The sequence below is a fragment of the Amphibacillus cookii genome (genome assembly GCF_016908375.1).
GTDB classification, from domain to species: Bacteria; Bacillota; Bacilli; order Bacillales; family Amphibacillaceae; genus Amphibacillus_C; species Amphibacillus_C cookii.
In genome coordinates this window covers 110,893-136,293 of sequence record NZ_JAFBDS010000010.1, presented here as the reverse complement: position 1 = coordinate 136,293, position 25,401 = coordinate 110,893, and the positions used below count along the sequence as shown (strand labels likewise).

The following is a 25,401-nucleotide window of genomic DNA, read 5'->3' as shown; positions in this document are numbered from 1 at the left end:
TTACAAAATGGTCGGAGCCAATATATTCATAGACTACACCTGTAATCTAGTATTACGCGTGTAATCTGAAATGTCAACAGAAATTTACAACTTTAAATTTAAATGTTAGAATTTTAGTGTTTTAGTGTGAGGTAATAAGAGGAGAAAGAAAAATGAATTAAAATGGAGATAATAAAAATGACATTGCCACATATAGTACTTTCTCTTGTGTTGTCAACGGTAACGATCACGGTGATCCTACTACTAAGGAAATTTTTTTATAAACAATTATCAGCCAAATGGCGCTATCATTTATGGTTTTTGCTTATTTTTGCTTTAACCTTCCCGTTTATACCCGTTCACCTTATAGAGATCCCGAGCTTGTCTTTTATTCATGAGAGTGAAGGAAAGCAGTATGCTTCGACTCAGGATAGTTGGCCTTTAGCGGATCAATCGGAAAATTGGGTGAATGATTTTGGCACTTCGGTCAGCCGTTTTGATCATACATTCGTCCAATCATTTTTCATTATTATTTGGGTTATAGGTATGGTGCTTTTCTTCTTTTTGGCATTGTATCATTATGTAAAGTTACAACGTCTTGTATCAGCTGCCATAGAAATAAAAAATGAAAAGGTGAAAAAACGATATAGCGACTGTATACGGAAGCTTGGGATAAAGAAGCGCCCAAAGATTTTAGAAACTTCGAGTGTACGTTCCCCAATGACATTCGGTTTGTTTTACACCTATATTTTACTGCCGAAGAATATGGCATCCTATTTATCTGATGAGGAAATAAACTATGTCTTGCTACATGAACTGCACCATTATAAAAGCAAGCACATTAAAGCGAATTGTTTATTTGTCCTATACCAGATTGTCTATTGGTTTCATCCGCTTGTATGGAAAGCCTTTAAAATGATGCGTCTTGATCGGGAAATGGCTTGCGACACGGAAGTGCTCCATTCAATAGATCGATGCGATTTTGAAAAGTATGGGAAGACGATCATTCGATTTGTGGAGAGGAATAAGGAATCCGCTATTTTAAATTTAGCAACCCCATTATTAGGTTCTGAAAAACATATAAAAAGACGGATGATCCATATAGCTTCTTTTACTGAAGAATCGAAACGATTAAAATTACAAAGTATGTTTATTTTTATCGTTATCACGCTGTTTTTAATCGCTCAATTCCCTCTTTTATCGGTAACCGCTTCCTCTAGTGAGCGCTATTTATTTGATGATCAGCGGGCGATATATGAAGACTTGAGTGGATACTTTGGAGAGAATGAAGGTAGTTTTGTATTATACAGTGCGAGCAACGATGAATATCAAATTTATAACCGAGAAAAAAGTGTCATGAGGATCTCTCCTAACTCCTCCTATAAAGTATTCACCGCGTTAATGGCGTTAGAGCTAGGTGTGATTACAGGAGATGATTCACTATTAGAGTGGGACGGCGTACATTATGATTATGATGAATGGCATGCTAATCACGACTTAAGAACCGCAATGAGCTACTCGGTCACTTGGTACTTTCAAAAGTTAGATCGACAAATGCAAAGAGATCGTATTCAATATTATTTGGAAATGTTCGATTATGGTAATAAAGATCTTTCGGGACGGTTAGACGAGTATTGGCTAGAATCGTCTTTAAAGATTTCACCTATTGAACAGGTAGAGCTCCTTCAAGCATTTTATAAGAATGAATATCATTTTAAAGAAAAAAATGTACAATTAGTTAAAGAGGCCATAAAGTTAGAAGAAAATCAAGAAGGCACGCTTTATGGAAAGACCGGTACGGGGATTGTGAATGGTCGAGCTGTAAACGGTTGGTTTATAGGATTCCTCGAAACCGAAACGGATACGTATTTCTTTGCAACGAATATCCAACATCAAGATCATGCGAATGGAAGTAAAGCTGCTGAAATTACGCATGCCATATTAAGTAGCAAAGGGATCTATAAATAATGTGAATAGAAGGAGGGGAGGAGATGTCTAATCGACTGCCTAGTATTTCTGAATCCGAGTGGGAGATCATGAAAGTCCTTTGGGAAAATAGTCCTCAGACTGCGAATCAAGTGATCCAAGCTGTGCAAGAACAAACGGATTGGAAACCCAAAACAATTCGAACGCTTCTCGATCGATTAACGAAAAAACAGGTCGTAGGGGTCAACAAAGATCAAAAAGTGTATACCTTTTTCCCGTTATACTCGGAAGATGAATGTAAACGCGCCGAGGCACAGTCTTTTATTAAAAGAATCTATGGTGGGACGTTCAAACCGATGCTAGTTCAATTTATCGAAGAAGAGTCTTTGTCGAAAGAAGAACTGGACGAACTGCGGTCCATTTTAGAGCGTAAACGAAAAGAGAAATAGATCAATACTTCAAATAGAAAATAGACCCTCTACATGCCCTAATTGGGTACCAATCCCTGAAAGTTAGAGTAAAAAATCTAACTTTCGGGGGTGTTTTTATGGTCAAATATAGTGAAGCTTGTCACCGAGTATTGGTACGGGAACCTTGGCTATAAATCATTGACGAAAAAATATAATATGCCCAGTACTTCTCCATTAAATCCTTTCCTAGCAGTCATTTTATCCCATTGATCCAACTTGTTTTTCAACCCTAGAAATGCTACATTCCCTTCTTACCTTCATGTTGGATATAGGCAATTTTGTTGGGCTTCGCAGATTCATTTGCCCCTCGCTTACATTACTTCATCCCCTCAAAAAGGTTGCTGTAGACCCATATGAAGTCGATTTGCTAGAATAAAAGAGATCTTTCCACAGAGAAAAAAAGGCTAAAAAACGCTTATTAAAATAGTATAAGGTTATGAGAGTTTGGAGGGGACGAAGATGAAGCAAGATCAACGCAGCCGAAAAGCACAATTTGCTTCTTGGATGGGTATTATTGGAAATTTGTTACTAGCTATTATGAAAGGGACTGTCGGGTGGCTATCTGGAAGCCGCGCACTGATTGCTGATGCGGTTCATTCTGCTTCAGATGTTATCAGCTCGGTCACCGTTCTGGCGGGCATACGCGCAGCCAATAAACCACCTGATAAAGAACACCCGTATGGTCATGGCAAAGCGGAAAGTATTGCGGCCATTATTGTGTCTATATTATTGATCTTGGTCGGGATTGAAATTGCCTGGTCTTCCTTGCAAGTCTTTTGGGGCGATACACCCCAAGCGCCGACAGGTATTGCCCTCATCGGCGTGGCGATTTCGATTATCTGCAAAGAGCTCATGTATCAATATAAATATCGGTTGGGAAAACGAATCAACAGTCCGGCCTTGATGGCCGATGCCTGGCATCATCGCTCCGATGTGTTATCTTCGATTGGCGTGTTTTTCGGGGTAGCCGGAGCAATCATTGGTGATCAGATCGGGTATGGGCAACTGGTCTATCTGGACCCGTTGGCTGGGATTATCGTGGCCCTGTTTATTATACGAATTGGTTATCAGATGGTTCGGCAATCGATTCATATGGTGCTGGAAAATGTATTGGATGAGGAGGAGAGCAAACGTTTTACTGTAACAACGGAGAACGTAACAGGTGTTTTGCAGGTGGATGACTTACGGGCCCGAAGCCATGGTCAATATGTGGTCGTTGATCTTAAAATTAGCGTCGATGCTACACTGAATGTGGAAAAAGGCCATCATATTTCTAAACAAGTAAAGCAGGCATTAATGACTGAGCATGACGATGTGTCCGATGTGTTGGTTCATATTAATCCATACTCTGAAACAAAAGAATGTTAAGTGAATGCACAAATGGGGTAGCAGAAGCATGTTGACAGATGTTTGTTCAGGATGTATGATGTTCACGGAGAAATTAATTAAATAAAAACCTCGTTAGGTGAGGCTCCTGTGCTGGAGATACGCTGCTGCCCAAAAATGTCCAAAGACGCCAATGGGTCAACAGAGACTATCGAATTAAGGTGGTTTTTAATGTAGCTGGATTTGGTCCTATGCCGCACAGTGCTAAAGCTCTACGAATGGAGGAAGGATTATGCAGGATCAGTCTGCCTTTTTAGGCATGCTTTATGATTCGTGTTTATTGAAACCATCTTCGTTCGTTTGAAGATGGTTTTTTAATATGATAAAAGGAGGTGGAAAAGGGAAATGAGTGATACCCACTATTCGTGGAGTGATAACGAAGGTGAACGTTTATTGATATTCAAAAAAAGAACAGACGAACCATTTCCACTTCCACTGTTGGGACGGTGGGGACATTAAGAAAGATAATGTCATAATACATTGAAAGGAGGCATTACTATGATTTTTGAATTCGAAATGGTTTTAAAATTATCTCTAGCTTTATTCTTTGGTATGTTAATTGGTATCGATCGGCAACTAAAACATAAACCGCTAGGTCTTAAAACGTGTATGGTAATTAGTGTAGCAAGCTGTTTAGTTACGATCGTTTCTATTCAATCGTTTCATCATTATGCATCTGACCCTATGCGTTTAGCTGCACAAATTGTCAGTGGAGTCGGATTTCTTGGAGCAGGTGTCATTCTTCGGAGAAACAATGATGTGATTTCTGGATTAACAAGTGCAGCGATGATATGGGCAGCATCAGGATTAGGCATTACTGTGGGAGCTGGCTTTTACTTTGAAGCAACGGTTGCAATAATTTTGCTTATTATCGCAGTTAATTTCTTACCACTAATTATTAAAACCGTCGGCCCTGTCACCTTACGGGAAAGAGAAGTGGCTGTGAAAATAGTCATGGAGCCAAATTATAAAATGACAGAACTCATTAAAACGATCGAACAAAAGGGTCAAGGACTCAGTCAAAATGAAAAAAGTGATATTACCATACGAGATATTAAGATAAAAGACTTGGATAACGGCAATCAACAAATTGACTTACGACTCTCAGCACCTGAAAAACAGTACACAACGGAAATATATTATCTCATTAAAAAAATTGATTTTGTATTAACGGTAAATGTGGAACATCTATAGAGGTTAGAAAGGAGGAAGACCATATGGAAAGAACATTAAATATTAAGAACAGAGAAGAATTTACTTATTATCTATTTTTGTATCTGAAAAAAAATGAAAAAGATAGCTTTCGAAAGGCATTTTTAGACCTTCACTCGACCGATCAAATTGAAATATTTAAGCAAATGAGTGAGGAAAAAAGAAAGCGTCTGTATGATTACCTAGACCCTATCGAATTTGCTGGAATTTTTCAAGGGTTAGCCTTAGTGGAGCAAAAAATAGTGTTTTCTGAGCTGGAAGATGCGTTTGCATTAAATATGTTAAACGAGCTTGCCGCTGATGACATTACGGACTTTTTTGGTCAAATTCCTGATGGTGTTGCTTCATTTTTATTAAATAAAATGGATGAAAAGGAAGCTAATAACATTAAACAATTGCTATCATATAAAGAAGAGGCAGCAGGGTCAATCATGACAACGGAGTTTATCACCTTGGCTTCAAAGGAAACGGTATCCGAAGTAATGGAACGGTTGCGAAATGAAGGAACGGATGCTGAGACGATTTATTACTTGTACGTCACAAATGAAGACGAAAAATTAATTGGCATCGTATCGCTTCGTGAATTGATTACCTCATTAGAAGACGAGTTGATTGAAAATATAATGAAGGAGCAAGTGGTTTCTGTATCACCTTTGACAGATCAAGAAGAGGTTTCTACTCTTATTAAAGACTATGATTTATTAGCTGTTCCGGTAGTAACAGATGATGAAAAAATAATTGGGATCGTAACGGTCGATGACATTATCGATGTCATTGAAGAAGAAACAACAGAAGATATTGGGCAATTTGCAGCTGTAAAAGGAGCGCTAGACCTTAATGTCGATGCTTTTACGGCCACAAAAAAAAGGTTGCCATGGCTCATTTTATTATTATTTTTTGGCATGTTAACAGCAGGTCTAATTGGAGGGTTTGAAGGAACATTAGCAGAAGTAGCTATTTTAGCCGTTTTTATCCCACTAATCGCCGATATGGCAGGGAATACGGGGACACAATCCTTAGCAATCGTTGTCCGTGGATTAGCGTTAGAGAGGTTTGATCAAAGCAGGATCATTAAATTGTTAAAACGAGAAAGCTTGACGGGCCTCATGATGGGCGTCGTGTGTGGAATAGTCGTAGCCATCATAACGTTTTTTCTCCCAAATTCCAGTTTGGCACTAGGGTTTGTTGTAGGCATCTCATTATTTGTAACCGTACTTGTTTCTACTTTGACAGGAACTGTTATTCCATTAATAATTGATAAGCTTAAAATAGACCCAGCAGTAGCATCTGGTCCATTCATTACAACAGTAAATGACATAGTAGGCTTATTCATTTATTTTTCTGTGGCAACTGCTCTAATAAATTATTTATAAGAGTAAAGCTGTATGTAAACCGGATCTATCCTTCAACTTGTTTTCCAGTAAATATATACTTTAACTTAATGAAACTTGAAATGCATGCAATCAGACAAAATAGTATTCCGAAGTAAATCAAAACATTATCACCTTTTTGACGCAGGAATGGTACTGAACACTAAAAAATACGCTCGTTGTTGCGTTTGAATGCGGTAACGTTCAAGCCTATATTAAATAGGATGATTGAAGCTCCTAGTACCATTCCTGCAGAAGGCTTTTCAGTAAGTAATTATATCTGAAGGGTTGATGTCGAATTATGAACGACGCTTCTTCTTTTTCCGCGCATAAAATTCCGCAGCCTTTTGTCGGTTGCCGCATAGCTCCATGCTGCACCATCGTCGTTTTCCTGGCTTCGATGTATCAACAAAATGAAGATAACATTCGGCATGCTCACACTTTTTAATGCGAACAGTAGCAGTTGTTTCCAATGTATCGAAAACGGATTGAATAAGCTGATATAAGACGTGATCTCTTGTTGTTAGCCCTTCAGTTATTAGGTGCATCTTATCAGACGCCGAGTCAAGGGTTAAGTTAACCTTTAATTGTTTGATAAGATCGCAGAATGGTATGAATATTTCAGAACACATCAGCCACCGACGCTAGTTGCGTGGGGCAAAAATGACATGTTTTTCGGATCTGAAGGGACACTGGCCTTCCAAAATGATTTGAAAGACTGTGACGTCCATTTACTAAACACAGGCCATTTTCCATTAGAAGAAGATTTAGAAACAAGTGTTAGTCTAATAAAATTGTTTTTAAAGGGTCGCTTAAACTACAATGGAGCAAAAGAATATAATGTTAGAATATTTTATCTCCTCGTCTCTTGGTGAGGAGATTTCTAATTCAATATGAAAATAAATGATATATATACTAGATGAAAAATGAATAATCCATAATTTTCTAAAATAACTTGAAATATATTCATATTATTTTTAATCTTATCAAGAACATATTAAGTGTATAAAAAACACGTAAATGATAATCTATTTAGTATTAAATGCAGATTCTATTAAGAAAGGAGAGGTTTACAATAACGGTTAAAACAAAAAGGATAATAGTAAAGTTTATATTGCTTTTATTTAGTATGTTAGTAGGTACCTTAGTGTATGTAGGGTTCTTTATAGATATATTACCAATGTTTTTTGCTAATATGGAGAGTGCTAATAAGAACGTTCTAGCTGTATTTATAGTAATTTGTACTATCTATGTATTGTTGAACATCGTATTTAAACTAGATAATAAGATTGATAGATATCTAATTTTAGGATTATATTTATTAGTCTTAGTAATCGGATTACTTCGACCAGATCATCAATACTTTGGAGAAACTGGGGGATATTCTTGGAATCCATTTGGGTTTATTTTTGATATTCAAGGTGATACCGCATCATTGATAGTGATGATTGTTAACATTATCATTTTTCTTCCATTTTATTTCTTGTTACTCATTCAACTATTTTTAGTCGGTTTTTACCAAGATTTTTAGTATTTGAGGGTTTTGCTATTTTAATTGAATTTCTACAAGTTCAATTAAAAGTAGGTGTTTTTGATTTAGCTGATCTATTTTTATACAATATTGGTTTTTTTGTTGGATATATGGTTTCTCTTCCTGTTTTACATATTTTGAGAAAATAATTTAAAGTGATTTAATAATTTTAAAAAAACAAAAAGATTACCAATATATATTTTTCACAGATACTCTTAAAAAAGAAGAAATTCTTCAGGTTGGAAATTCTATAAATTATTAGAACTTCATGTAAAAGTGATCTTTTTTAGAAATATGAGTATTGTACAAAGTTCAATTGAAATAATTAGCCTGTTCTCAATTATAAATAGGACAGGCTTTTTGTGAGTGTAATAATTAAGCTTTTCTTTTCGTACCAATCGGAAACTCAAATTGATTTGTCCGAAATTTCTTCTTTGAAGCGGTGAATTTCACTAAAAAATTCAGAGTTAAATCTTGAGAAATAGGTACAAGGAAAAATAGAATGAAATTCCTATGTTTATTCTTTGCCTACTTTATTTTTCATTATTTAACAAATTAGCTATCAACCTTCCACCACTTTTTTCACCTGTTATAAAGTTTTACGATCGTTAAAATTTATTATTATCGTAACCGTTAAGTTAACAATTCGTCTATATTGGTAAAGAGGGCAGTATAAGCAGAAGTTTAAAAACTTAATATATTTTATGAGGAGAGGAGGATTTTGTTGTCTGAACATAAAAAGGACCGAATAAATAACTTGTATGATTTGTATTCGAAAGATATTTTATTATTTGTTAATTTTATGATAAAAGATTATAAACAAGCTGAGGATATCACACAAGAGACATTCATCAAAGCGTATTTAAATTATGATCAATTTGAAGGTCACTCCAGTTGCAAGACTTGGATTATGAAAATCGCAAGGAATCTGGCAATTGATTATATACGAAAAACGAAACACATTCAACTCTTAAAGGATACATTATTGCCTATAAAAGCTGATGACCATGATTTGCCGGAAGATATTGTTTTATACAAAGAAACAGACCAAGAATTAATAGAAGCCATACAACAGTTAAAAAGATCGCAAAGAGAAGTTATTCTGCTTCGGAAAATCAAGCATTTTTCTGTACAGGAGACTGCGGAAATCTTGGGTTGGTCGAAAAGTAAAGTGAAGGTTACGCTACATCGAGCCATAAATAACTTGGAAAAGAATTTTTTGAAAGGAGAGTCTGTTCATGAACTCTTTTAAAGATCATTCTCATTACGATCATCAATTAAACAAAATCGATATTCACTGGGAAGAAGGTAGAAAAAAGCTCATAAAACAAAAGATGAACGCAAGGCTGGACGAACTCGAAAAAAATAAAAAGCCAATTCGATTATGGTTTGTAACTAAAAACATAGTAATTTCCGTCACTTTGCTTACTATTTTATTTGGTAGTGTCTATTCCTTGATACTTCAAGATAGGACTTATCATTTTATGCAAAATAGTAATGAACAACAAATTCATAATACAAGCGGTTCATCTGATGATGACTATTTATCCAGCAGTAATGATATAAGCGAACATTCAGATTGGGATCAAGTTAGTAATATTCGAGGTGCGGAACATCTTAGAAATGAAATTGATCTAAGGTTACCAAACCTGTTAAGTGATAAGAAATCAAATACTGATATTTCCTCACAAAATAATTTAATTACAACAATGACCAGCTATGGTAAAGAAGCAGATGAGATAATTGTTTACCAGACTAAAAACAATTTATCAATAGAGGATTATAAAAAAAACATCATGGCAGAGGTGACTAATAAAGAGGATCTGAATAAGGTTGACCTTCAAGGGCATCCAACTTTTATAATCTCTCAAGGTGAAGTAATTAGAGCTTATATAAAAACAGAATCATATGAATTTATTATTCAAGGGTTTAATATGGAGGAAGAGTATATCATTAAACTTGTAGAATCCATTAATTTAAGTGAACTGTAATAGAGATTGATTGTGAGGCTTCCCTAATTGGCGCTATTTTGGAACAGCCTATTGTTTTCAAAACATTCTTCGTTTCTGTGGTATAGAAAGATAAAAATACACGTCACTCCATTATTAGGAGTGAAAAGCTGGTTTTCATTACTCTAAGATATGAAAGCCGGCTTATTATTTTATGTTATGTGCCTCTCTTAATTTCCTCTTCTTTGTGTTTTAAATTTCACCTAAATGAGTGATATGTTCCCATGCTAAATAATCAATTATTTGCCTCGTATAATTTTACGAATTGAACAAAAATCCGATAAGTGATAAAATGGAGTTAACTTTTAATGAAGCGGAGGTGGGATAAAGATGTTGAATCAAGCTGTTTTATTGTGCGATTTTTGGATTGAATTCCTCTATTTGAATCGTGCAAAATTTGCTGTTGCAGGTGTTAACGGGATACGTATGTCCTTTTTTAACAACTCAATAGCAAACTAAAACGGTGAAAAACATCTCTTAACCCACATGATAAAAAGACGGTTGAAAGGAGGGCATTTTCATGCTCTCCTTTTTTAAATGAAATAGAACGCTAATGAAGTGACTATGACGTTCTATATAAAACTGTGGTCATGGGAAGGTATGTCTTCTCATGGCTTTTTTTGTTTTTAAAAGGAGGAATAAAAGTGATCGTATGTAGTGTTAATAAAATAGCTAAGATGCACGGAGGGAACGCTATTTTTGAAAATATATCGTTTGAAATAAAAGAAAAGCAACGGGTAGGTCTCGTTGGTCGAAATGGGAGCGGAAAAACGACTTTGATTCGTTTACTAGCAGGCGAAGACTTACCCGATTCTGGTCAAATACATTGGAAAAAGGGGATTGCTATTGGTTATCTTACGCAAATCCCAGGTGGCTATGAGTCGACAACGGTAAAGGAGGTATTAAAATCAGCTTTTTCCACCTTACTGCAGATGGAGGAAACGATGAAAAGGTTAGAGGGTGAGATGGGGGTAGAAATGAATGAAGCTAAACGTTCAAAACTGATTGAACAATATGGGAGCTTACAAGATCAGTTTGCGAATAGTGGGGGTTATGAAATAGATGCCAATATTGAAAAAATAGCTTGCGGATTAAATCTTCAGCTCTTACTTGATCAGTCCTTCTCGCAATTAAGTGGGGGAGAAAAAACAAAGGTAGGATTAGGATTAATATTGCTAAAGCAACCAGATCTGCTGTTATTGGATGAGCCGACCAACCATCTTGACTTAATGGCAGTTGAATGGCTTGGGAACTTTTTAAAGGAATACAGAGGTACAGTGCTTGTTATTTCACATGATCGGTATTTTCTTGATGAAGTAGTCAACCAGGTGATTGATTTGGAAGATGGAGAAATAACGACTTATCATACTAACTTTACAGAGTTTGTCAAAGAGAAAGAAGAAAAGCTTCTCAGGGAATTTCAAGCCTATGAGGAACAGCAAAAGAAAATAAAAAAGATGAAAGAAGCGATTAAACGGTTAAGAGATTGGGCAAACCGAGCGAGCCCGCCAAATGCAGACCTTCACAGGCGAGCAAGGAACATGGAAAGAGCGTTAGAGAGGATTGAGAAGTTAAAGAGACCTGTATTAAATCGTAAAAAAATCAATCTGGAGATGGAAGCTTCGAATCGCAGTGGAAATGATGTGGTGATGTTTAAAGCCATTTCAAAACGATTTAATGACAAGGTGTTATTTGAGAATGTAAATATGCATATGACGTACCAAGATCGAGCCGCCATAATAGGGGAAAACGGAGCAGGAAAATCAACATTACTCAAATTAATACTTGAAAAACTTTATCCAGATACAGGAGAGGTGCGGATAGGTAGCAATGTTAAAATAGGCTATTTGTCTCAACATATTTTCTCTACTATAGAAAATGAAACGGTTATTGAGCTGTTCAGAGACGTGGTTAAAGTGACAGAAGGTGAAGCCAGGAATATTTTAGCAAGGTTTATGTTTTATGGCTATGCAGTGTTTCAAAAAGTTTCTCAGCTAAGTGGGGGTGAGCGGATGCGATTAAGATTAGCTCAATTAATGCATCAAGATATTAATTTTCTCATTTTAGATGAACCAACGAATCATTTAGATATAGAGTCAAGAGAAGTGTTAGAAGAAACCCTTGAAAATTTTCAGGGTAGTATATTAGCTGTATCCCATGATCGTTATTTCCTTAACAAACTGTTTGATAAAATTTATTGGATAGAATCAAAGAAAGTCCATTGCTTTGAAGGTAACTATACGAGGGCCAGAGAAAAAATGGCCAAATTAAGAGAAGGTTCGGTGCAGTTACGTGTGGAGAAAAAGAAAGAAAACCCCAAGCAACAAAAGAAGCAGTGTAATTGCAAAGAAAACTTGGAAAGTGATTTAGTGTTATTAGAGCAAAAGGTTGAAATGTTAGACAAAAAGTTATTGGAAACTGATGATGTGGTATTATTACAACAGTTATATAAGGAGAAAGAAGACTTAGAGAAGAAATGGGAAGAGCTATGTAACCAGTTAGGAAATTAAGCGGAAAGTAGGTTGAATATCATATGAAAAAGAATTCCATTATTCAAATGTGGGAAGATTATAAAAAAATAAATCCGAATGTGCCAAATGATTATCAAGCATGGGCATTTGGCGATTCAAAAGAAATGGCTGATGCATTAGCGAAATTAGTACGAGAAGGAACGAAAACAGCAACCGCATCAAATTACACGTTATATGAATTGGAAAAAGAGGAGCTTCCTTATGTTGGCCAGCTCAATATTATTCTTGATGGAGATGGGAATGCTGTTGCGATAGCAGAGACAACATCAGTAGAAGTCGTTCCATTCGATGAAGTGACAGCAGAACACGCATATTTAGAGGGGGAAGGTGACCGTACATTAAGGTATTGGTGTGAGGTTCATGAACGATTTTTTAGAAATGAACTTGAAAAGGTCAATCAAACGTTTCATCATAAAATTCCTGTGGTTTGTGAACGGTTTAAGATCATATATAAGCAATGAAAGATACGATCAAATTTTCATTTATTTTAACCCTGTCCTCATATGAGGACAGGGTTAATTTTTGGTAGTAATTAGGTGTTAAGAAAAGAACGAGAACAAGGCGCAATATATTGAAAATGACTTAGTTAAATAAAAAAATGAGAACAATTGGGCTGATTGTTCGATAATTAAAGTATAAAGGCCTTTATCATAGACTGAAAAATGCCTGCCTCAAAATGGAGAGTAGCGCTTATCTATTTAGGTGGGAGACAACGGAGGTTCTGAGCTACTTAGCTACCCGTAAGTGGGCGAAGACCGGAAATAACCACTGATTGAAGGTTCGCTGTATGAAAAGGAGTTTTTACCATGCAAATATCGGATGCTAATTTTATTAAGCAGATGAAAAAAGGGAATCCCGACGCACTTGAATATGTTGTCGATCAATACGCTGGTCTTGTTAAAGGTGTCGTTGTTAATACATTAAAGGCATATAAAGACTATTATTTGGTTGAAGAGTGTATAAGTGATGTGTTCATTGGAGCATACACCAATATTAAGCACTTTAAAGGTGACAAAGACGATTTTGGAAAATGGCTGTGTACGATTGCGAAGTTCAAAGCAGTTGATAAACAAAGGGAATGGCATCGTATGCCAATCTTTACTGAATTGGATGAAGGCGTCAGCTATGTTGAATCGGCTGAAGCTAGTGTAATGAAGCAAGAAACGACAGATCAGCTCTTGAACAAATTATCTAACCTAAAAGCAGTTGATCGAAAAATTTTCATTATGAAATATTTTTTGGAGATGTCGAATCAAGAAATTGCTGAAAAGTTAAACCTTAGTAAAGCAGCCGTTGATAACCGGTTATATCGAGGCAAGAAAGTGTTAAATAAAAAAGCGCTTGGAGGTTTGTTTTATGGGAAATTTATATAAGATATTTAATGATTTGAAATTAGATGATCCGCTTCAAGAGCAAACGATCAGTGAAAGTGAAGTTAAACGAATAAAGCACCACGTCTTCAATCAGTTACCAGACAAACAAAATAACAACAAACTTTATCTTGTTGCCCTTATAACAACGTTAGTTATTGCAAGTAATATCATTTTTGCTTTAATTAATCCCACGGTGGCAAGAAATATTCCGATTGTGGGTGATATGTTCAGTTGGTTTAGTAGTGACGATATTGAGTTGATGGGAGATAGAGCTGATTATCTAACAGCTATTGATTTAACCGATTCTAGCAATGGAATAACGGTTACGGTTACGGATGCCCTTTATGATGGTGAACGTATTTCAGTGGCTTACGATATTAGAACCGATCGTGATTTAGGGGAGTATTTGTATGTGGATTTTTTAGAGGTAGAAGGTAATAAGGAGCTGATTAGTTCTTATCCCTCCTTTGTTCGTAAGGTTGCTGACAACCAATATACGGGCTTAGAGACGGTAGAGTTAGCCATTGAAGACCCAGCTGACTCCATCCAAGTTTGGGTGCGTGGTCAAGAGATCAGCTGGTCAAAGCAAGTGGAAGATGATAAGCGTGATGTTAAAGAACAAGAAACGATAGAAGGGAACTGGTCGATCGCGTTTAACTTGGATCTTATTGATAATGAAAAGATTGAGATTAATCAACAAGTTGTTAACGATGAATTTATCGATATTCAATTTAATGATATGATACTGACACCTATTTCTAGTTATTTTTCATTTTCTCATGCAATCCATTTGGCAAGACTCAGAGAGCAGCTCGATTTCCATGATTTTTACGTAAATTATCAAATCATTGATGATTTAGGCAATATTTATTATCCAAATCATCATCAAGAAGGGCACGTCTACGCTAATACGACCGTTACGATGCCTGTCTTTGCTGAGGATATAGAATATATTGAAGTGAAACCAATACTTCACATAAGCTACTATGAAGAAAATTGGGATTACAGTTGGGATGAGCTTGAGTTAGAATCATTTCGAATTTATCACAGATAACCCTCCGTCATTAGTGGGTGGTAAGATTGTAGACTAAAACCGCCACATCTTTAAGAAGGATTACAGACTAAGGTCGCCACGTCCTGTGGCAACGTCTGCATGACCTACATTCTGCAGCCTTCCGTCTGCTGATTGAAGGTTCGTTTTATGTGAAGCAATAAAGAATTTTATGGAAAATGTCACTCACTTTAAAACACCTTCGATTTAAAAGGAGCACTTTATCGAAGGTGTTTCTTTACATTGTTAATTTATTGGTAACTATCATGAATGGGAGAAAATTAGCGGAGCTATGCTTAAACAAATTAGAAATGCCACTCATGGTATACTGATTGTAGTCATGTCAAATCCGTATATGAAGACATATGAATTTTTTATTATAATAAGCAACACTATACTATAATGAAAGGAATGAAAACGATCATGACAAAGCATAAAATCTACACCATGAGTTTTGCAAGCGTATATCCTCATTATATTGCCAAGGCGGAGAAAAAAGGGCGTACGAAAGCAGAGGTCGATGAGATTATCTGTTGGTTAACAGGGTATAATCTAGAAGAGTTAGAGGCACAACTGGAACAGCAGACAAACTTTGAAACTTTCTTTGAAGAAGCACCTCAATTGAATCCTTCACGGTCATTAATCAAGGGTGTGATCTGTGGTGTCCGCGTGGAAGATATCGAGGAGCCAACGATGCAGGAAATTCGTTACTTGGATAAGCTGGTCGATGAGTTAGCCAAGGGAAAAAAGATGGAGAAAATACTACGAAAACAATAAATTTTCATTTAGGAGGTATTCATATGTCAGAATTACAAGCTTTTATAGAGGGTATTGCTAATGATTCGCATCGTGAACGTATAGAAGAAGTGTTGAACTGGGTAAAAGATAAGTATCCTAATCTAAAAATAGAAATGAAATGGAATCAACCGATGTTTACTGATCATGGAACTTTTATTATTGGATTCAGTGTGGCTAAGAAGCATTTAGCGGTCGCTCCTGAGCAAGTGGCTATTCAACATGTAGAAGAAGACATTAAAAAAGCTGGATATGATCATACAAAAGAATTGATTCGTATGCCGTGGAATAAAGAGTTAGACTATCTACTATTAGAAAAGATAATTGATTTTAATATATCGGATAAAGCCAATTGTTCGACGTTTTGGAGATGATAATAAATATGATTTTTCAAAGAAGACCATCAGTGGGAGAAGAACGAAAATGTCCACTGATTGAAGGTTGGTTTTATCCAAGCCATTGATCCGCTCAAAAATTGGCAATCAGAAGTTCTAAACAGCTTGGCCTCTGGCTATAACAACGGGTTTGTAAAAGGGTTAAACAACCAGACTAAGTTTATTAAGTGTCGTGCATTTGGTCTTAAATGATATGATCGATTAAGGCTACGTGTATTACCCCGCTATTAATTTAAAGACGTTGACTCAAAACCATTTTTGGGTGAGCATGTGACGTCTTCTTAAAATCCCTCATCCTTTTTTGCGTTCTTCAAGTTCACATTCTAATTTTACACAAAGTGTCACATAAAGATAGCAGAAATTCGTCCCAAAACTGCGGGGAGCTAAACCTGAATATTCAATTAATGATGGAAAGGTTTCTCATTTGCGAACTTTTAAATGCAGCGTTATATTCTGCACTATAATTTAGGTGAGAAAACACCTATGAAGCCATGTTTTATAACAAGTAAAATGACTAAGAACTTTGTTAGAATTATGGTAAAACAGAAGAGGACAAAATGTATCGATTTATATAGATGTCCTAGACTGCATACAAATTCATTGGTACTAAAGATCTAGATTATATAAATAAAAAGTGAAGGAGCGGTTTATTAATGTTTCCAAAGGATTTCTTATGGGGGGGCGCTATTGCTGCTAATCAAGCTGAAGGAGCCTACTTAGAAGGTGGAAAGGGATTAAGCATAGCGGATGTTTTGCCAGTCGGAGAAAAGCGAATAGGGAAAGTTAAATTAGAATTGAAAAAAGGTGAGTTTTATCCTAGTCATGAAGCGATTGACTTTTATCATCGATTTGAGGAAGATATTGAAATGCTTGCAGAACTTGGACTAAAATGTTTTAGGACCTCAATTGCTTGGTCAAGAATTTTCCCCAATGGAGATGAGCAAGAACCAAATGAGGAAGGGTTAATTTTTTATGATCGGCTCTTTGACAAGTTGAAATCTAAAGGAATCGAGCCTGTTGTAACGTTATCTCATTTTGAAACCCCCTTGCACTTAGTGACCAAATATGGTGGTTGGAGTAATAGAAAACTAATTGAGTATTTTGATAGATATTCAAAAGTTGTATTTGCCAGATATAAAGACCAAGTGAAGTATTGGATGACGTTTAATGAAATTAACCATACCCATACCATCCCTTTTTTAGCTGCAGCAATTGATATTACAGATATTAGAGATGAGCGCGAGAAATTGCAGACCCTCTATCAAGCAAGTCATAATATGTTTGTTGCTAGTGCGAAGGCTGTCTTGAATGGAAAAGCCGTTAACTCAGATAATCAGATCGGGTGTATGCTCTCATTGAGCCCTATTTATGCAGCAACGTGTAATCCGAATGATGTATTTGAATCTTATCAGTTAAGAAGAAGATCCTTACTTTATAGCGATGTCCAATTAAGAGGAGAATACCCCAAGTATTTCAGCCGAATCACTAAGGAAAATAAGTTGGAATTATTAATAGAACCGGAGGATTTACAAATTATAAAGGAAGGAACCTGTGATTTTCTTGGCTTTAGTTTTTATCGTAGCTCCCTACATGAATCAGGAATGAAGATTTTAGGGAATACGGGTGGTTTATTAGGAAAGAAGAACCCCTATTTAGAGGAAACGGAATGGGGCTGGCCTATTGATCCCCTTGCCCTTCGTTATGTTTGTAATGAGCTAACTGATCGCTATCAAAAGCCCTTATTTATCGTTGAAAATGGTATTGGGGTGAGGGATGCGCTAGATGTAAAAGGTAACATTTTTGATAAAGATAGAATGGGTTATTTAAAAGATCATGTAGTTGCTATGGCTGAAGCAATTAAAGATGGGTCTGATATTTTAGGTTATACATGGTGGGGGCCAATTGATATTGTTTCGGCAGGAACTGGAGAGATGGAAAAACGTTATGGCTTTATCTACGTAGATAAGCAAAACGATGGTTCAGGCAGCTTAACGCGAAAAAAGAAAGCGAGTTTTAATTATTATAAGCAAATTATTCAAACAAATGGTGAAAAGATAGATTTTACAGATTATTTGGGTGAGGTGTAAAAAATGAGTAGTCACTTCCCGGGGGATATTTATGGGGAGGAGCTACAGCTACCAATCAAGTAGAGGGTGAATTCGATCAAGGTGGGAAAGGGTTATCCGTCACTGAGGTGTAGATTTTTGATAAATCTACTCCGAATTGGGGATGGGAAATTGTCAAGAAGTCATCATTTTGATTGGTATAACAAGGCGATAAAAGCGATTGGTCCAGATTTAGATTAATATGTGATATAAAAAAGGACTTGCGCTAAAATTAGTTTAAGACCATTTGGTTAGACAGTAAAGATATTGAATTAGAGAAAATAGAATGGCATTCCCCAACAGTGGATGGCATTCTATTTTTTCGATAGTTTTTGTCCAATTCATATTACGCTTATTGAGAGGTGAGATGATGGATGAAGAGATTAGGCAATAGATGTGTACATCCATTTTTATAATCATAAAAGATACCAAAAACGGTTTAATGGCCTTAGCCCTATGGAATATAGAGCTAAAGCCACTTAGATTCTTTTTATTATTTCCACTGTCTACTTGACAGGGGGCAGTTCAAATCTGATTAGCAACTCCCTTGTAGAAGGAGATACTCCGAATTGACGGTAAATATCAGTTAATCTTAGTCAGTTCAGTTACGTTTTGCTCATCTTTATCAACAACTTCGAAATCTTCTTCTTTAATTTGACTGGTGAAAACAAGAATGGTTGTTGGGTCGTACCCTGCTTCTTTAATTGCATCCAGATCAAATTCACCTATTTTCTGACCACGAGTTACTCTTTCACCTGCATTTACAGAAATGTTAAAAATACTTTTATCAAGATTAACTGTATCTAGTCCTATATGAACAAGAATTTCAGTGCCTGAATCCGTTTTTATTCCAAGAGCATGCCCTGTAGGGAAAACAGTAACAACATTACCAGTTACGGGGGATACGAGTTCGCCATTTGACGGATATACAGCCAACCCATCTCCCGTAGCTCTAGAAGAAAACACTTGATCATTTACATCATCTAGCGTTATAACTTGTCCATCGACAGGAACAAGTACATTAAGTTTATTGGATGCTTCTTTTGTTCTTTCTTCTTGTTTTCCGACTTCTCCAAGTCCTAAAATATAGGTTAAAATAGCTGTTCCGAAAAAGGCAGCAGTAATTCCTATAAGATAATAACCAAAGGTGTCACCAAAAAAGGCCGGTAGAGTTGTGAGTGCTGGGAAGACATAGACAATTGCTTTTGTTTGCATCGCTCCCATAAATGCTCCTGCAAGTGCACCGACAATTGTTTGCGCAATGAGAGGTTTTTTATATTTTATCGATAATCCATAGACAATCGGCTCGGTAATACCACCCAAAAGAGCTGGGAAAATTGAAGATAAGGCCAAACCTTTTGTATGTTTATTTCTAGACCTCAGGAACACCCCTAATGCAACACCTGCACTAGCAAAGGTAGCGGCAGCAATCATAGGACGCAGGGTATCGTATCCATAAAGGGTAAGATTATTTACCATAATTGGGACAACACCCCAATGGATGCCGATCATAACTAAGAAAGTCCAACCCCCTCCAATTAGTAGACCAGCTAGTAACCCACTCGTGTCACTGATGGTGTTCATGACTGTCCCTAACCCATCACCAAGCATAACACCGATCGGGCCAATGACTAGAACGGTGAGAGGTACCATGATCAAAAGTGCAATCAAGGAGAGAGCGAAAATCTCCATACTCTTTGGTATAATTCTTTTAAGTAGACGCTCAACATGTGAATAAACATAAATGGAAACGATTGCAGGAATAACTGTACCGGAGTAGCCCATTAATACGGCTGGAATGCCTAGAAAATCTACGGTAACTCCCGTTTCGGTAATCATTCCTGTGAAATTTGGTTCAAGTAGTGCTGCGATGATGGCTAATGAAATAAACATATTAACCTTAAAAATTCGTGCAGCACTTATCGCTAGAAAAATGGGTAAGAAGTAAAACACACTATTTCCCGCGGCTGAAAGTATTTTATAAGTGCTTCCCTCTGCATCTAAAAGGTTGTAAGTTGTTAAGACAACTAGTAGTGCTTTTAACATCCCTGCTCCAGCGAGCGTAATAATGATGGGATTAAAAATAGATGACAGAACATTAAAAAATCTAATAATAACATTACCATGTTTTTCTTCACTTTCACTACTTTCGCTTCCATCTTCTAATGCATTCTTAATAGTGTAGGTTTTCATAATGGATTGAAAAACCTCGGATACATCATTTCCAATAACGACTTGAAACTGACCGTTTCCCTCGATTACAGAAAGAACCCCATTTAATTGTTGAATCTTTTCTTTATTTTCTTTTGCAATTTTTGTGTCTTTAAGATTAAATCTTAACCGTGTAATGCAATGATATAAACTAACAATATTCTGTTCGCCGCCGACATGTGATACAATCGTTTTAGCTAAATTAGTAAAATCTTTTGCCATAGTTTATGCTCCTTTTTTCAATTGTCATTTTTCTTTTTAAAGCGCTTTACAAGCTAACAATAACAAGGTTTTGTATCAAATATTACAAAGTTCGAATTTTGGAAACTGTAAGAAAGGAGAATTAAAATGGGACTGCTTATTATCAGGCTTATCATATTCTTAAACGGGCAAGCGAGTGAAACCACTAACCATCATATTGCGCTGACAATGCTAAATCATTATTATGATATTCATAATTTAAGTATTGGAGAAATGGCTAAATTATGTGATGTTTCAAAATCAACCATTTCAAAATTTGCACGTACACTTGGTTTCGATGATTATTTGGATTTGAAGGACAATGCTTCCTTCATTGAGAATCGTTTTAATAACCCTTTAAATTATATATCGAATATCATAACTTCAATGGAAAAAGAAGGTTATGATCAATATTTTGATGCGATTCTAAAGGATGTTTCTTATTTTAAGGAGAACATAGATATCTCGACAATTGATCGGATTGCAAAAGCAATTCATAAGTATAAAAAAGTTGTCGCATTGGGTACTATTTTTTCAGAATCTGCTGCTCAAGACTTCCAACTTAAGTTAGCCTATAGTGGGAAATTTATTACTACGTTTCAAAATGATTTGACTCAAGATGAGTTTTTACGAAATGCAACAGAAGAGGCTTTAATTATTGTTTTCACTAACTCCGGTAATTATTTAACCAAACAACAAATCCGAACAGGAACACCGAAAAAAAACAGTTTCTCTCAAACTAAAGCGAAAGTTATTGTGCTTTCATCAAATCCAGAGGTGCTAAATTTCCCATTTGTGAGCGAAGCGGTGATCTTCCCACACCAAACAAATTATCAGACACATGCGATAATGTTTCAAATCATTACGGATATGATTATTGCGAGATATCGATATCTAAGAAATATAGCTTGTGATTGCTAACATTAGCTTGGATAGCCCGTCAGGGGGGCTTATTTTTGCTCTGAAATATATGCTGTGATAAGGAATAAATTCAGCCAAAAAAACCGCAGTGTTTAAATTTAAGCTTGCTGTAACTACGGAAACAAGAAGATTACGTGTAAGTGTTAATGAAATCGATGACGAATCATCACCAGGTCGAGGTTTTCGTCTCCACAAAAAAATGCTCGCAAATATCGGAGTCGAAAATCCATGATGCAATTAGATTGCAATTCCCGTTTTGATCGGCTGTCGGACTGGCTCGATTCTATATGCAGACGCTGGTGCAAAAAATGATAGCTTTTTGTCGCAGTGAATGCCAAGTTCACTTGCTGTCTTTAACTGTCTATTAGACTTAAAAAAATGTGAATACGACAAAAATTATCACAGATAACCGTCCGTAAACCACCCATCTCAAAATGGCGAACAGAGGTCAATCGATTGAGTTGGATGATAACGGGGGCTAATGTCCTGATTCACTCAATTAACCATTAATGGATGGGTAAGATCGTAGACTAAAACCACCACATCTTTAGAAGGATTACAGACTAAGACCGCCACGTCCTGTGGCCACGTCTGCATGACCTACATCCTGTAGTCCCACGTCTGCATAACCTACATCCTGTAGCCCTCTGCCCACTGATTGGAGGTTTGTTTTATAAATTGGTTTAGTGAAGATTGTTGAAGCGTTGCTTAACGTTTTAACAATCTTTTTGTTTGAAAAATTTTTTCGGAAATTTCTTGACAGTAAGGTGAGATCGGTGTAAAGTTATAAAGCGTAATGATTACGTTTTAAGAATGGAGAGGAGATAAAAAATGAAGAAATCACTTATTCTTTTATTTAGTGTATTTTTCTTGAGTGTATATTTAGTAGCTTGTCAGGCAACAGAAGAAGAGGACGTTGTAGCTGACGATGCAGAAGAGGAAGTACATACAGACGAAGACCAAGAGGCACCAGAGGTTGTTGAGATAGAAGGGGTTGCACATCACTATCATACGGGAGATGCGATTGAGCTAACGGCTGTTTTCGATGAAGAAACAGAGTATGACGACTGGCATTGGTATACAAGAGAAGGTGCAGATGATGAATGGGAAGTTGTATCTGGAATGGATACTGAAGTATTTACTGGAGAAGCAACGATTGATGGATTAGAAATTAAAGCGGTATTATATGATAATGACCATGAGGCTTATGCTCAATCTGCTCCTGTTACTGTAGTGATTGATGATCATCATGGGGATGATGAAGCAAGTAAGCAAATTTATGACGGCTACTTTGAAGATGATCAAATTGAGGATCGCGAGCTATCTGATTGGCATGGAGATTGGCAGTCGGTTTACCCATATCTACTTTCAGGAGATTTAGATGAAGTATTTGAGCACAAAGCTGAAGAAGGAGATATGACTGCTGAAGAATATAAAGATTACTATACGGTCGGCTATGAAACGGATGTAGAACGTATTGTGATTGAAGATGATGTCTTTACTTTCTATAGAGATGGAGAGGAAGCTTCTGGAGCGTATGAATATGACGGATACGAAATTCTTACGTATGAGAGAGGGAACAGAGGTGTAAGGTTTATCTTTACATTAGTTGATGGATCAGAAGACATGCCTCAATACATTCAATTTAGTGATCACAATATTTTCCCAGTAGATTCACATCATTTCCATTTATATTGGGGAGACGATCGCGAGGAATTGTTAGAGGAAGTTACGCATTGGCCAACGTATTATCCATCTGAATTAGATGCTGATGGTCTGGTTCGTGACATGCTCGCTCATTAAGAAGAAACTTATTTTAAGAACTTAGCATATAACTTAACGATAGACTATAAAATAAGCATACCATTATAGTTTTTTTCTTAATGGTATGCTTCAAATGTTATAAAACTGATTTTTAAGTATTTATTAGAATAAAAGATTAAATGTAATTGCTAGCGTGTTTCCACGGAGCGAGATAGCAACGAAGAACAGGTGATGTCCTTTACGCTTGACAGATGAAAGAAAAGGATGTTAACATTTCATTCGTAATGATTACGATTTAATTAATGTTTATCAAGGGGAGAAAAAAATGTTCAAGCGAAAATGGCTAATTGCCTTTTTAATTATGTTCGTTGTAAGTGTTGTTCTTATTGGGTGTGGACAAGATGATGCAGATACAAGTGGTGCAGGAGATGAACAAGAAATTAATGTTGTTGCTTCTTTTTATCCGATGTATGAGTTCACCAAACAAGTTGCGGGTGATCGCGCTAATGTAACGTTAATGGTTTCGGCTGGTGAAGATGCCCATCATTACGAACCAAGTGCGCAAGATGTAGCGGCAGTCAATGATGCAAATGTATTTGTGTATAGCAGTGGAGAAATGGAGTTCTGGGCAGAGAGCTTGTTAAATACGATTGAAAATGATGATCTTATTGTTGCACGAGCAGCTGAGGGGATTGAACTGACCGATACAAGTAGTGATGGTCACGATCTTCAAGATGAGTCAAGTATAGTGATTAATGGGGTCGCTCACCATTATCATACAGGTGATATGATTGAATTAACAGCTGAGTTAGCCGAAGATGTTAATTATGATGATTGGCATTGGTATACGAGAGAGGATTTGGATAGTGAATGGGAAACTGTATCTGGTCAAGGGACAAATGCGTTCGAATACGAAGCAACAGATGAGAGCTTTGAAGTGCAAGCAGTCCTTTTTGATGATAGTCATGATATTTATGCACAATCAGAACCCGTAGAAATTGTTATAGATAACCATGATCACGGCGATGAACATCACGGGGATCATGACGATGAAAACCATGAAGATCATGATCATAACCACCATGAGGATGAAGCTGAAACAATTGAGATAACGGGGTTGGCTGACCATTATCATACAGGTGATGTCGTCACACTTGAAGCACAGTTAGATTCAGAAGTTAATTATGATGATTGGCATTGGTACAAAAGAGAAGCTTCAAGCGATGATGAATGGGAAATTATCTCTGATCAAGAAACAAATCGTTTAGAGTATCAAACAGCGGGAGCCAGCTTTGAAGTCAAAGCCGTCCTCTATGATGATGATCACCATGCTTATGCTGAATCAGAGCCTATTCAAATTGTTATTGATGATCATGAAGATGAAGATCCTCACAGTTGGTTAGATCCGGTTTTAGCTCAAGAGCAAGTGAATGCCATTCGTGATGCTTTAATTGAAGCTGATCCTGATGGACAAGAGATTTATGAAGAAAATGCGGAAACTTTTAATGCAGAGTTACAGACATTGCATGAAGAGTTTGAAACAGCATTTACAGATGCGGAAAATCGTGTCTTTGTTGTGCAACATCAAGCATTCGGGTACATTGCCCATCGCTATAATCTGGAACAAGTCGCGATTGGCGGCTTATCTACCGAAGTTGAACCAAGCCCGTCTCGTATTGCAGAGATTGGTGGTTTAGTGGAGGAATACGATGTCCCTGTTATCTATTATCAACATGGAGCGAATTCAGCTATTGCTCAAACAGTGGCTAATGAGACAGGTACAGAGACAGCGGTATTACATGATTTAGAGGTATTATCGGAAGAACTAATGGCAGATGATTTAGGTTATATAGAAGCCATGCGTGAAAACTTAGAAGCATTACAGTTAAGTATTCATTAATGTAAAATTTTTCAATAGAATAGTAAAGCATAAAGAACTCTATAAGTTGTAATGATAAGCTTATAGAGTTCTTATGACTTTTTGCATGTTAGGGGAAGCATGAATCGCTCGGTTTTTCTACTAAATTAAAGTATGCCACAGAAACTGGGGTTTTGCCATGTTGAATATAACAGTTTCCAATTCGCTATGGGGTAAAGTGGCAAGCTTATATTTTTCAAAATGGTGAAGTAAG

General features: G+C 36.5%; 22 protein-coding genes, 2 pseudogenes and 1 riboswitch. Of the genes and pseudogenes, 22 read left to right on the top strand and 2 right to left on the bottom strand.

What is annotated here, in order from left to right; translation table 11 throughout:
* Nucleotides 1-177 precede the first annotated feature (177 nt).
* From JOE23_RS14710 to mgtE, 5 genes are all read left to right on the top strand, one after another.
* A complete protein-coding gene (locus tag JOE23_RS14710; protein WP_204439564.1) occupies nt 178-1,947 on the top strand; it encodes a BlaR1 family beta-lactam sensor/signal transducer in 1,770 nt (589 codons plus the stop codon).
* A 23-nt stretch (nt 1,948-1,970) separates the two neighbouring features.
* Nucleotides 1,971-2,354, top strand: a complete 384-nt coding sequence (blaI, locus tag JOE23_RS14705; RefSeq protein WP_204439562.1) for a penicillinase repressor BlaI — start codon at nt 1,971-1,973, stop codon at nt 2,352-2,354.
* Nucleotides 2,355-2,834: 480 nt separating this feature from the next.
* Nucleotides 2,835-3,743: a cation diffusion facilitator family transporter gene (locus JOE23_RS14700; RefSeq protein ID WP_204439560.1), complete on the top strand. Its 909-nt coding sequence runs from the start codon at nt 2,835-2,837 to the stop codon at nt 3,741-3,743.
* Between the two features lie 82 nt (nt 3,744-3,825).
* Nucleotides 3,826-3,992: riboswitch (M-box (ykoK) riboswitch) on the top strand.
* A gap of 267 nt (nt 3,993-4,259) precedes the next feature.
* Nucleotides 4,260-4,955: an MgtC/SapB family protein gene (locus tag JOE23_RS14695; RefSeq protein ID WP_204439558.1), complete on the top strand. Its 696-nt coding sequence runs from the start codon at nt 4,260-4,262 to the stop codon at nt 4,953-4,955.
* Between the two features lie 23 nt (nt 4,956-4,978).
* Entirely contained in the window at nt 4,979-6,346 is a 1,368-nt protein-coding gene (gene mgtE, locus JOE23_RS14690; protein ID WP_204439556.1) for a magnesium transporter, read from the top strand.
* Nucleotides 6,347-6,642: 296 nt separating this feature from the next.
* Here mgtE and JOE23_RS14685 read toward each other — a convergent pair whose 3' ends face one another.
* The gene (locus tag JOE23_RS14685; RefSeq protein WP_239585449.1) at nt 6,643-6,891 is read right to left on the bottom strand and encodes a CGNR zinc finger domain-containing protein; all 249 of its coding nucleotides are present in this window, start codon (nt 6,889-6,891) and stop codon (nt 6,643-6,645) included.
* 39 nt (nt 6,892-6,930) lie between these two features.
* Here JOE23_RS14685 and JOE23_RS14680 point away from each other — a divergent pair, with 39 nt between their 5' ends.
* The 14 genes and pseudogenes from JOE23_RS14680 to JOE23_RS14620 all read left to right on the top strand — a co-directional run bounded on the left by JOE23_RS14680 (nt 6,931) and on the right by JOE23_RS14620 (nt 18,616).
* Nucleotides 6,931-7,218, top strand: a complete 288-nt coding sequence (locus JOE23_RS14680) for an alpha/beta fold hydrolase (RefSeq protein WP_239585448.1) — start codon at nt 6,931-6,933, stop codon at nt 7,216-7,218.
* A gap of 1,380 nt (nt 7,219-8,598) precedes the next feature.
* Nucleotides 8,599-9,126 carry an RNA polymerase sigma factor gene (locus JOE23_RS14675; RefSeq protein WP_204439551.1) on the top strand — a complete coding sequence of 176 codons (528 nt, stop codon included), beginning with the start codon at nt 8,599-8,601 and terminating at the stop codon, nt 9,124-9,126.
* Nucleotides 9,113-9,865, top strand: a complete 753-nt coding sequence (locus tag JOE23_RS14670) for a hypothetical protein (protein ID WP_204439549.1) — start codon at nt 9,113-9,115, stop codon at nt 9,863-9,865. The genes JOE23_RS14675 and JOE23_RS14670 overlap by 14 nt, the downstream gene beginning before the upstream one ends.
* 348 nt (nt 9,866-10,213) lie before the next feature.
* A complete protein-coding gene (locus JOE23_RS18105; RefSeq protein ID WP_275581548.1) occupies nt 10,214-10,342 on the top strand; it encodes an RAxF-45 family protein in 129 nt (42 codons plus the stop codon).
* 131 nt (nt 10,343-10,473) lie between these two features.
* Nucleotides 10,474-12,393, top strand: coding sequence for a ribosomal protection-like ABC-F family protein (abc-f, locus tag JOE23_RS14665; RefSeq protein WP_204439547.1), 1,920 nt, complete (start codon nt 10,474-10,476; stop codon nt 12,391-12,393).
* A gap of 23 nt (nt 12,394-12,416) precedes the next feature.
* On the top strand, nt 12,417-12,875 hold the full coding sequence (locus JOE23_RS14660) for an ASCH domain-containing protein (protein ID WP_204439545.1): 459 nt from the start codon (nt 12,417-12,419) through the stop codon (nt 12,873-12,875).
* A 345-nt stretch (nt 12,876-13,220) separates the two neighbouring features.
* Nucleotides 13,221-13,787: a sigma-70 family RNA polymerase sigma factor gene (locus tag JOE23_RS14655; protein ID WP_204439543.1), complete on the top strand. Its 567-nt coding sequence runs from the start codon at nt 13,221-13,223 to the stop codon at nt 13,785-13,787.
* Nucleotides 13,771-14,841 (top strand): DUF4179 domain-containing protein, encoded by a 1,071-nt coding sequence (locus tag JOE23_RS14650; RefSeq protein WP_204439541.1) that lies wholly within the window; start codon nt 13,771-13,773, stop codon nt 14,839-14,841. Before JOE23_RS14655 ends, JOE23_RS14650 begins: the two co-directional genes overlap by 17 nt.
* A gap of 420 nt (nt 14,842-15,261) precedes the next feature.
* Entirely contained in the window at nt 15,262-15,615 is a 354-nt protein-coding gene (locus JOE23_RS14645; RefSeq protein ID WP_204439539.1) for a DUF2200 domain-containing protein, read from the top strand.
* A 23-nt stretch (nt 15,616-15,638) separates the two neighbouring features.
* On the top strand, nt 15,639-16,007 hold the full coding sequence (locus JOE23_RS14640) for an iron chaperone (protein ID WP_204439537.1): 369 nt from the start codon (nt 15,639-15,641) through the stop codon (nt 16,005-16,007).
* 72 nt (nt 16,008-16,079) lie between these two features.
* Nucleotides 16,080-16,217: pseudogene (locus tag JOE23_RS14635) on the top strand (transposase); the annotation flags it as partial.
* 464 nt (nt 16,218-16,681) lie between these two features.
* The gene (locus JOE23_RS14630) at nt 16,682-18,115 is read left to right on the top strand and encodes a glycoside hydrolase family 1 protein (protein WP_204439534.1); all 1,434 of its coding nucleotides are present in this window, start codon (nt 16,682-16,684) and stop codon (nt 18,113-18,115) included.
* Nucleotides 18,116-18,141: 26 nt separating this feature from the next.
* Nucleotides 18,142-18,228, top strand: a pseudogene (locus JOE23_RS14625) (family 1 glycosylhydrolase); the annotation flags it as partial.
* Between the two features lie 301 nt (nt 18,229-18,529).
* On the top strand, nt 18,530-18,616 hold the full coding sequence (locus JOE23_RS14620; RefSeq protein ID WP_420827547.1) for an IS3 family transposase: 87 nt from the start codon (nt 18,530-18,532) through the stop codon (nt 18,614-18,616).
* Between the two features lie 99 nt (nt 18,617-18,715).
* Here JOE23_RS14620 and JOE23_RS14615 read toward each other — a convergent pair whose 3' ends face one another.
* Nucleotides 18,716-20,566, bottom strand: a complete 1,851-nt coding sequence (locus JOE23_RS14615; RefSeq protein ID WP_204439532.1) for a beta-glucoside-specific PTS transporter subunit IIABC — start codon at nt 20,564-20,566, stop codon at nt 18,716-18,718.
* A 126-nt stretch (nt 20,567-20,692) separates the two neighbouring features.
* On the opposite strand from JOE23_RS14615, the gene JOE23_RS14610 reads away from it, so the two are divergent.
* From JOE23_RS14610 to JOE23_RS14600, 3 genes are all read left to right on the top strand, one after another.
* Nucleotides 20,693-21,505, top strand: a complete 813-nt coding sequence (locus tag JOE23_RS14610; protein ID WP_204439529.1) for a MurR/RpiR family transcriptional regulator — start codon at nt 20,693-20,695, stop codon at nt 21,503-21,505.
* Between the two features lie 831 nt (nt 21,506-22,336).
* On the top strand, nt 22,337-23,308 hold the full coding sequence (locus JOE23_RS14605; protein ID WP_204439527.1) for a metal-binding protein ZinT: 972 nt from the start codon (nt 22,337-22,339) through the stop codon (nt 23,306-23,308).
* Nucleotides 23,309-23,594: 286 nt separating this feature from the next.
* On the top strand, nt 23,595-25,169 hold the full coding sequence (locus JOE23_RS14600) for a metal ABC transporter solute-binding protein, Zn/Mn family (RefSeq protein ID WP_204439525.1): 1,575 nt from the start codon (nt 23,595-23,597) through the stop codon (nt 25,167-25,169).
* Nucleotides 25,170-25,401 lie beyond the last annotated feature (232 nt).

Excerpts from the sequence above, each read along its gene's own strand:
- JOE23_RS14670 (WP_204439549.1), top strand. The coding sequence starts at position 9,113 with ATGAACTCTTTTAAAGATCATTCTCATTACGATCATCAATTAAACAAA.
- JOE23_RS14600 (WP_204439525.1), top strand. The coding sequence starts at position 23,595 with ATGTTCAAGCGAAAATGGCTAATTGCCTTTTTAATTATGTTCGTTGTA.
- JOE23_RS14605 (WP_204439527.1), top strand. The coding sequence starts at position 22,337 with ATGAAGAAATCACTTATTCTTTTATTTAGTGTATTTTTCTTGAGTGTA.
- JOE23_RS14655 (WP_204439543.1), top strand. The coding sequence starts at position 13,221 with ATGCAAATATCGGATGCTAATTTTATTAAGCAGATGAAAAAAGGGAAT.
- JOE23_RS14630 (WP_204439534.1), top strand. The coding sequence starts at position 16,682 with ATGTTTCCAAAGGATTTCTTATGGGGGGGCGCTATTGCTGCTAATCAA.
- JOE23_RS14610 (WP_204439529.1), top strand. The coding sequence starts at position 20,693 with ATGGGACTGCTTATTATCAGGCTTATCATATTCTTAAACGGGCAAGCG.
- mgtE (WP_204439556.1), top strand. The coding sequence starts at position 4,979 with ATGGAAAGAACATTAAATATTAAGAACAGAGAAGAATTTACTTATTAT.
- JOE23_RS14650 (WP_204439541.1), top strand. The coding sequence starts at position 13,771 with ATGGGAAATTTATATAAGATATTTAATGATTTGAAATTAGATGATCCG.
- JOE23_RS14660 (WP_204439545.1), top strand. The coding sequence starts at position 12,417 with ATGAAAAAGAATTCCATTATTCAAATGTGGGAAGATTATAAAAAAATA.
- JOE23_RS14700 (WP_204439560.1), top strand. The coding sequence starts at position 2,835 with ATGAAGCAAGATCAACGCAGCCGAAAAGCACAATTTGCTTCTTGGATG.
- JOE23_RS18105 (WP_275581548.1), top strand. The coding sequence starts at position 10,214 with ATGTTGAATCAAGCTGTTTTATTGTGCGATTTTTGGATTGAATTCCTC.
- JOE23_RS14645 (WP_204439539.1), top strand. The coding sequence starts at position 15,262 with ATGACAAAGCATAAAATCTACACCATGAGTTTTGCAAGCGTATATCCT.
- JOE23_RS14710 (WP_204439564.1), top strand. The coding sequence starts at position 178 with ATGACATTGCCACATATAGTACTTTCTCTTGTGTTGTCAACGGTAACG.
- blaI (WP_204439562.1), top strand. The coding sequence starts at position 1,971 with ATGTCTAATCGACTGCCTAGTATTTCTGAATCCGAGTGGGAGATCATG.
- JOE23_RS14695 (WP_204439558.1), top strand. The coding sequence starts at position 4,260 with ATGATTTTTGAATTCGAAATGGTTTTAAAATTATCTCTAGCTTTATTC.
- JOE23_RS14615 (WP_204439532.1), bottom strand. The coding sequence starts at position 20,566 with ATGGCAAAAGATTTTACTAATTTAGCTAAAACGATTGTATCACATGTC.
- JOE23_RS14640 (WP_204439537.1), top strand. The coding sequence starts at position 15,639 with ATGTCAGAATTACAAGCTTTTATAGAGGGTATTGCTAATGATTCGCAT.
- abc-f (WP_204439547.1), top strand. The coding sequence starts at position 10,474 with ATGGGAAGGTATGTCTTCTCATGGCTTTTTTTGTTTTTAAAAGGAGGA.
- JOE23_RS14685 (WP_239585449.1), bottom strand. The coding sequence starts at position 6,891 with ATGCACCTAATAACTGAAGGGCTAACAACAAGAGATCACGTCTTATAT.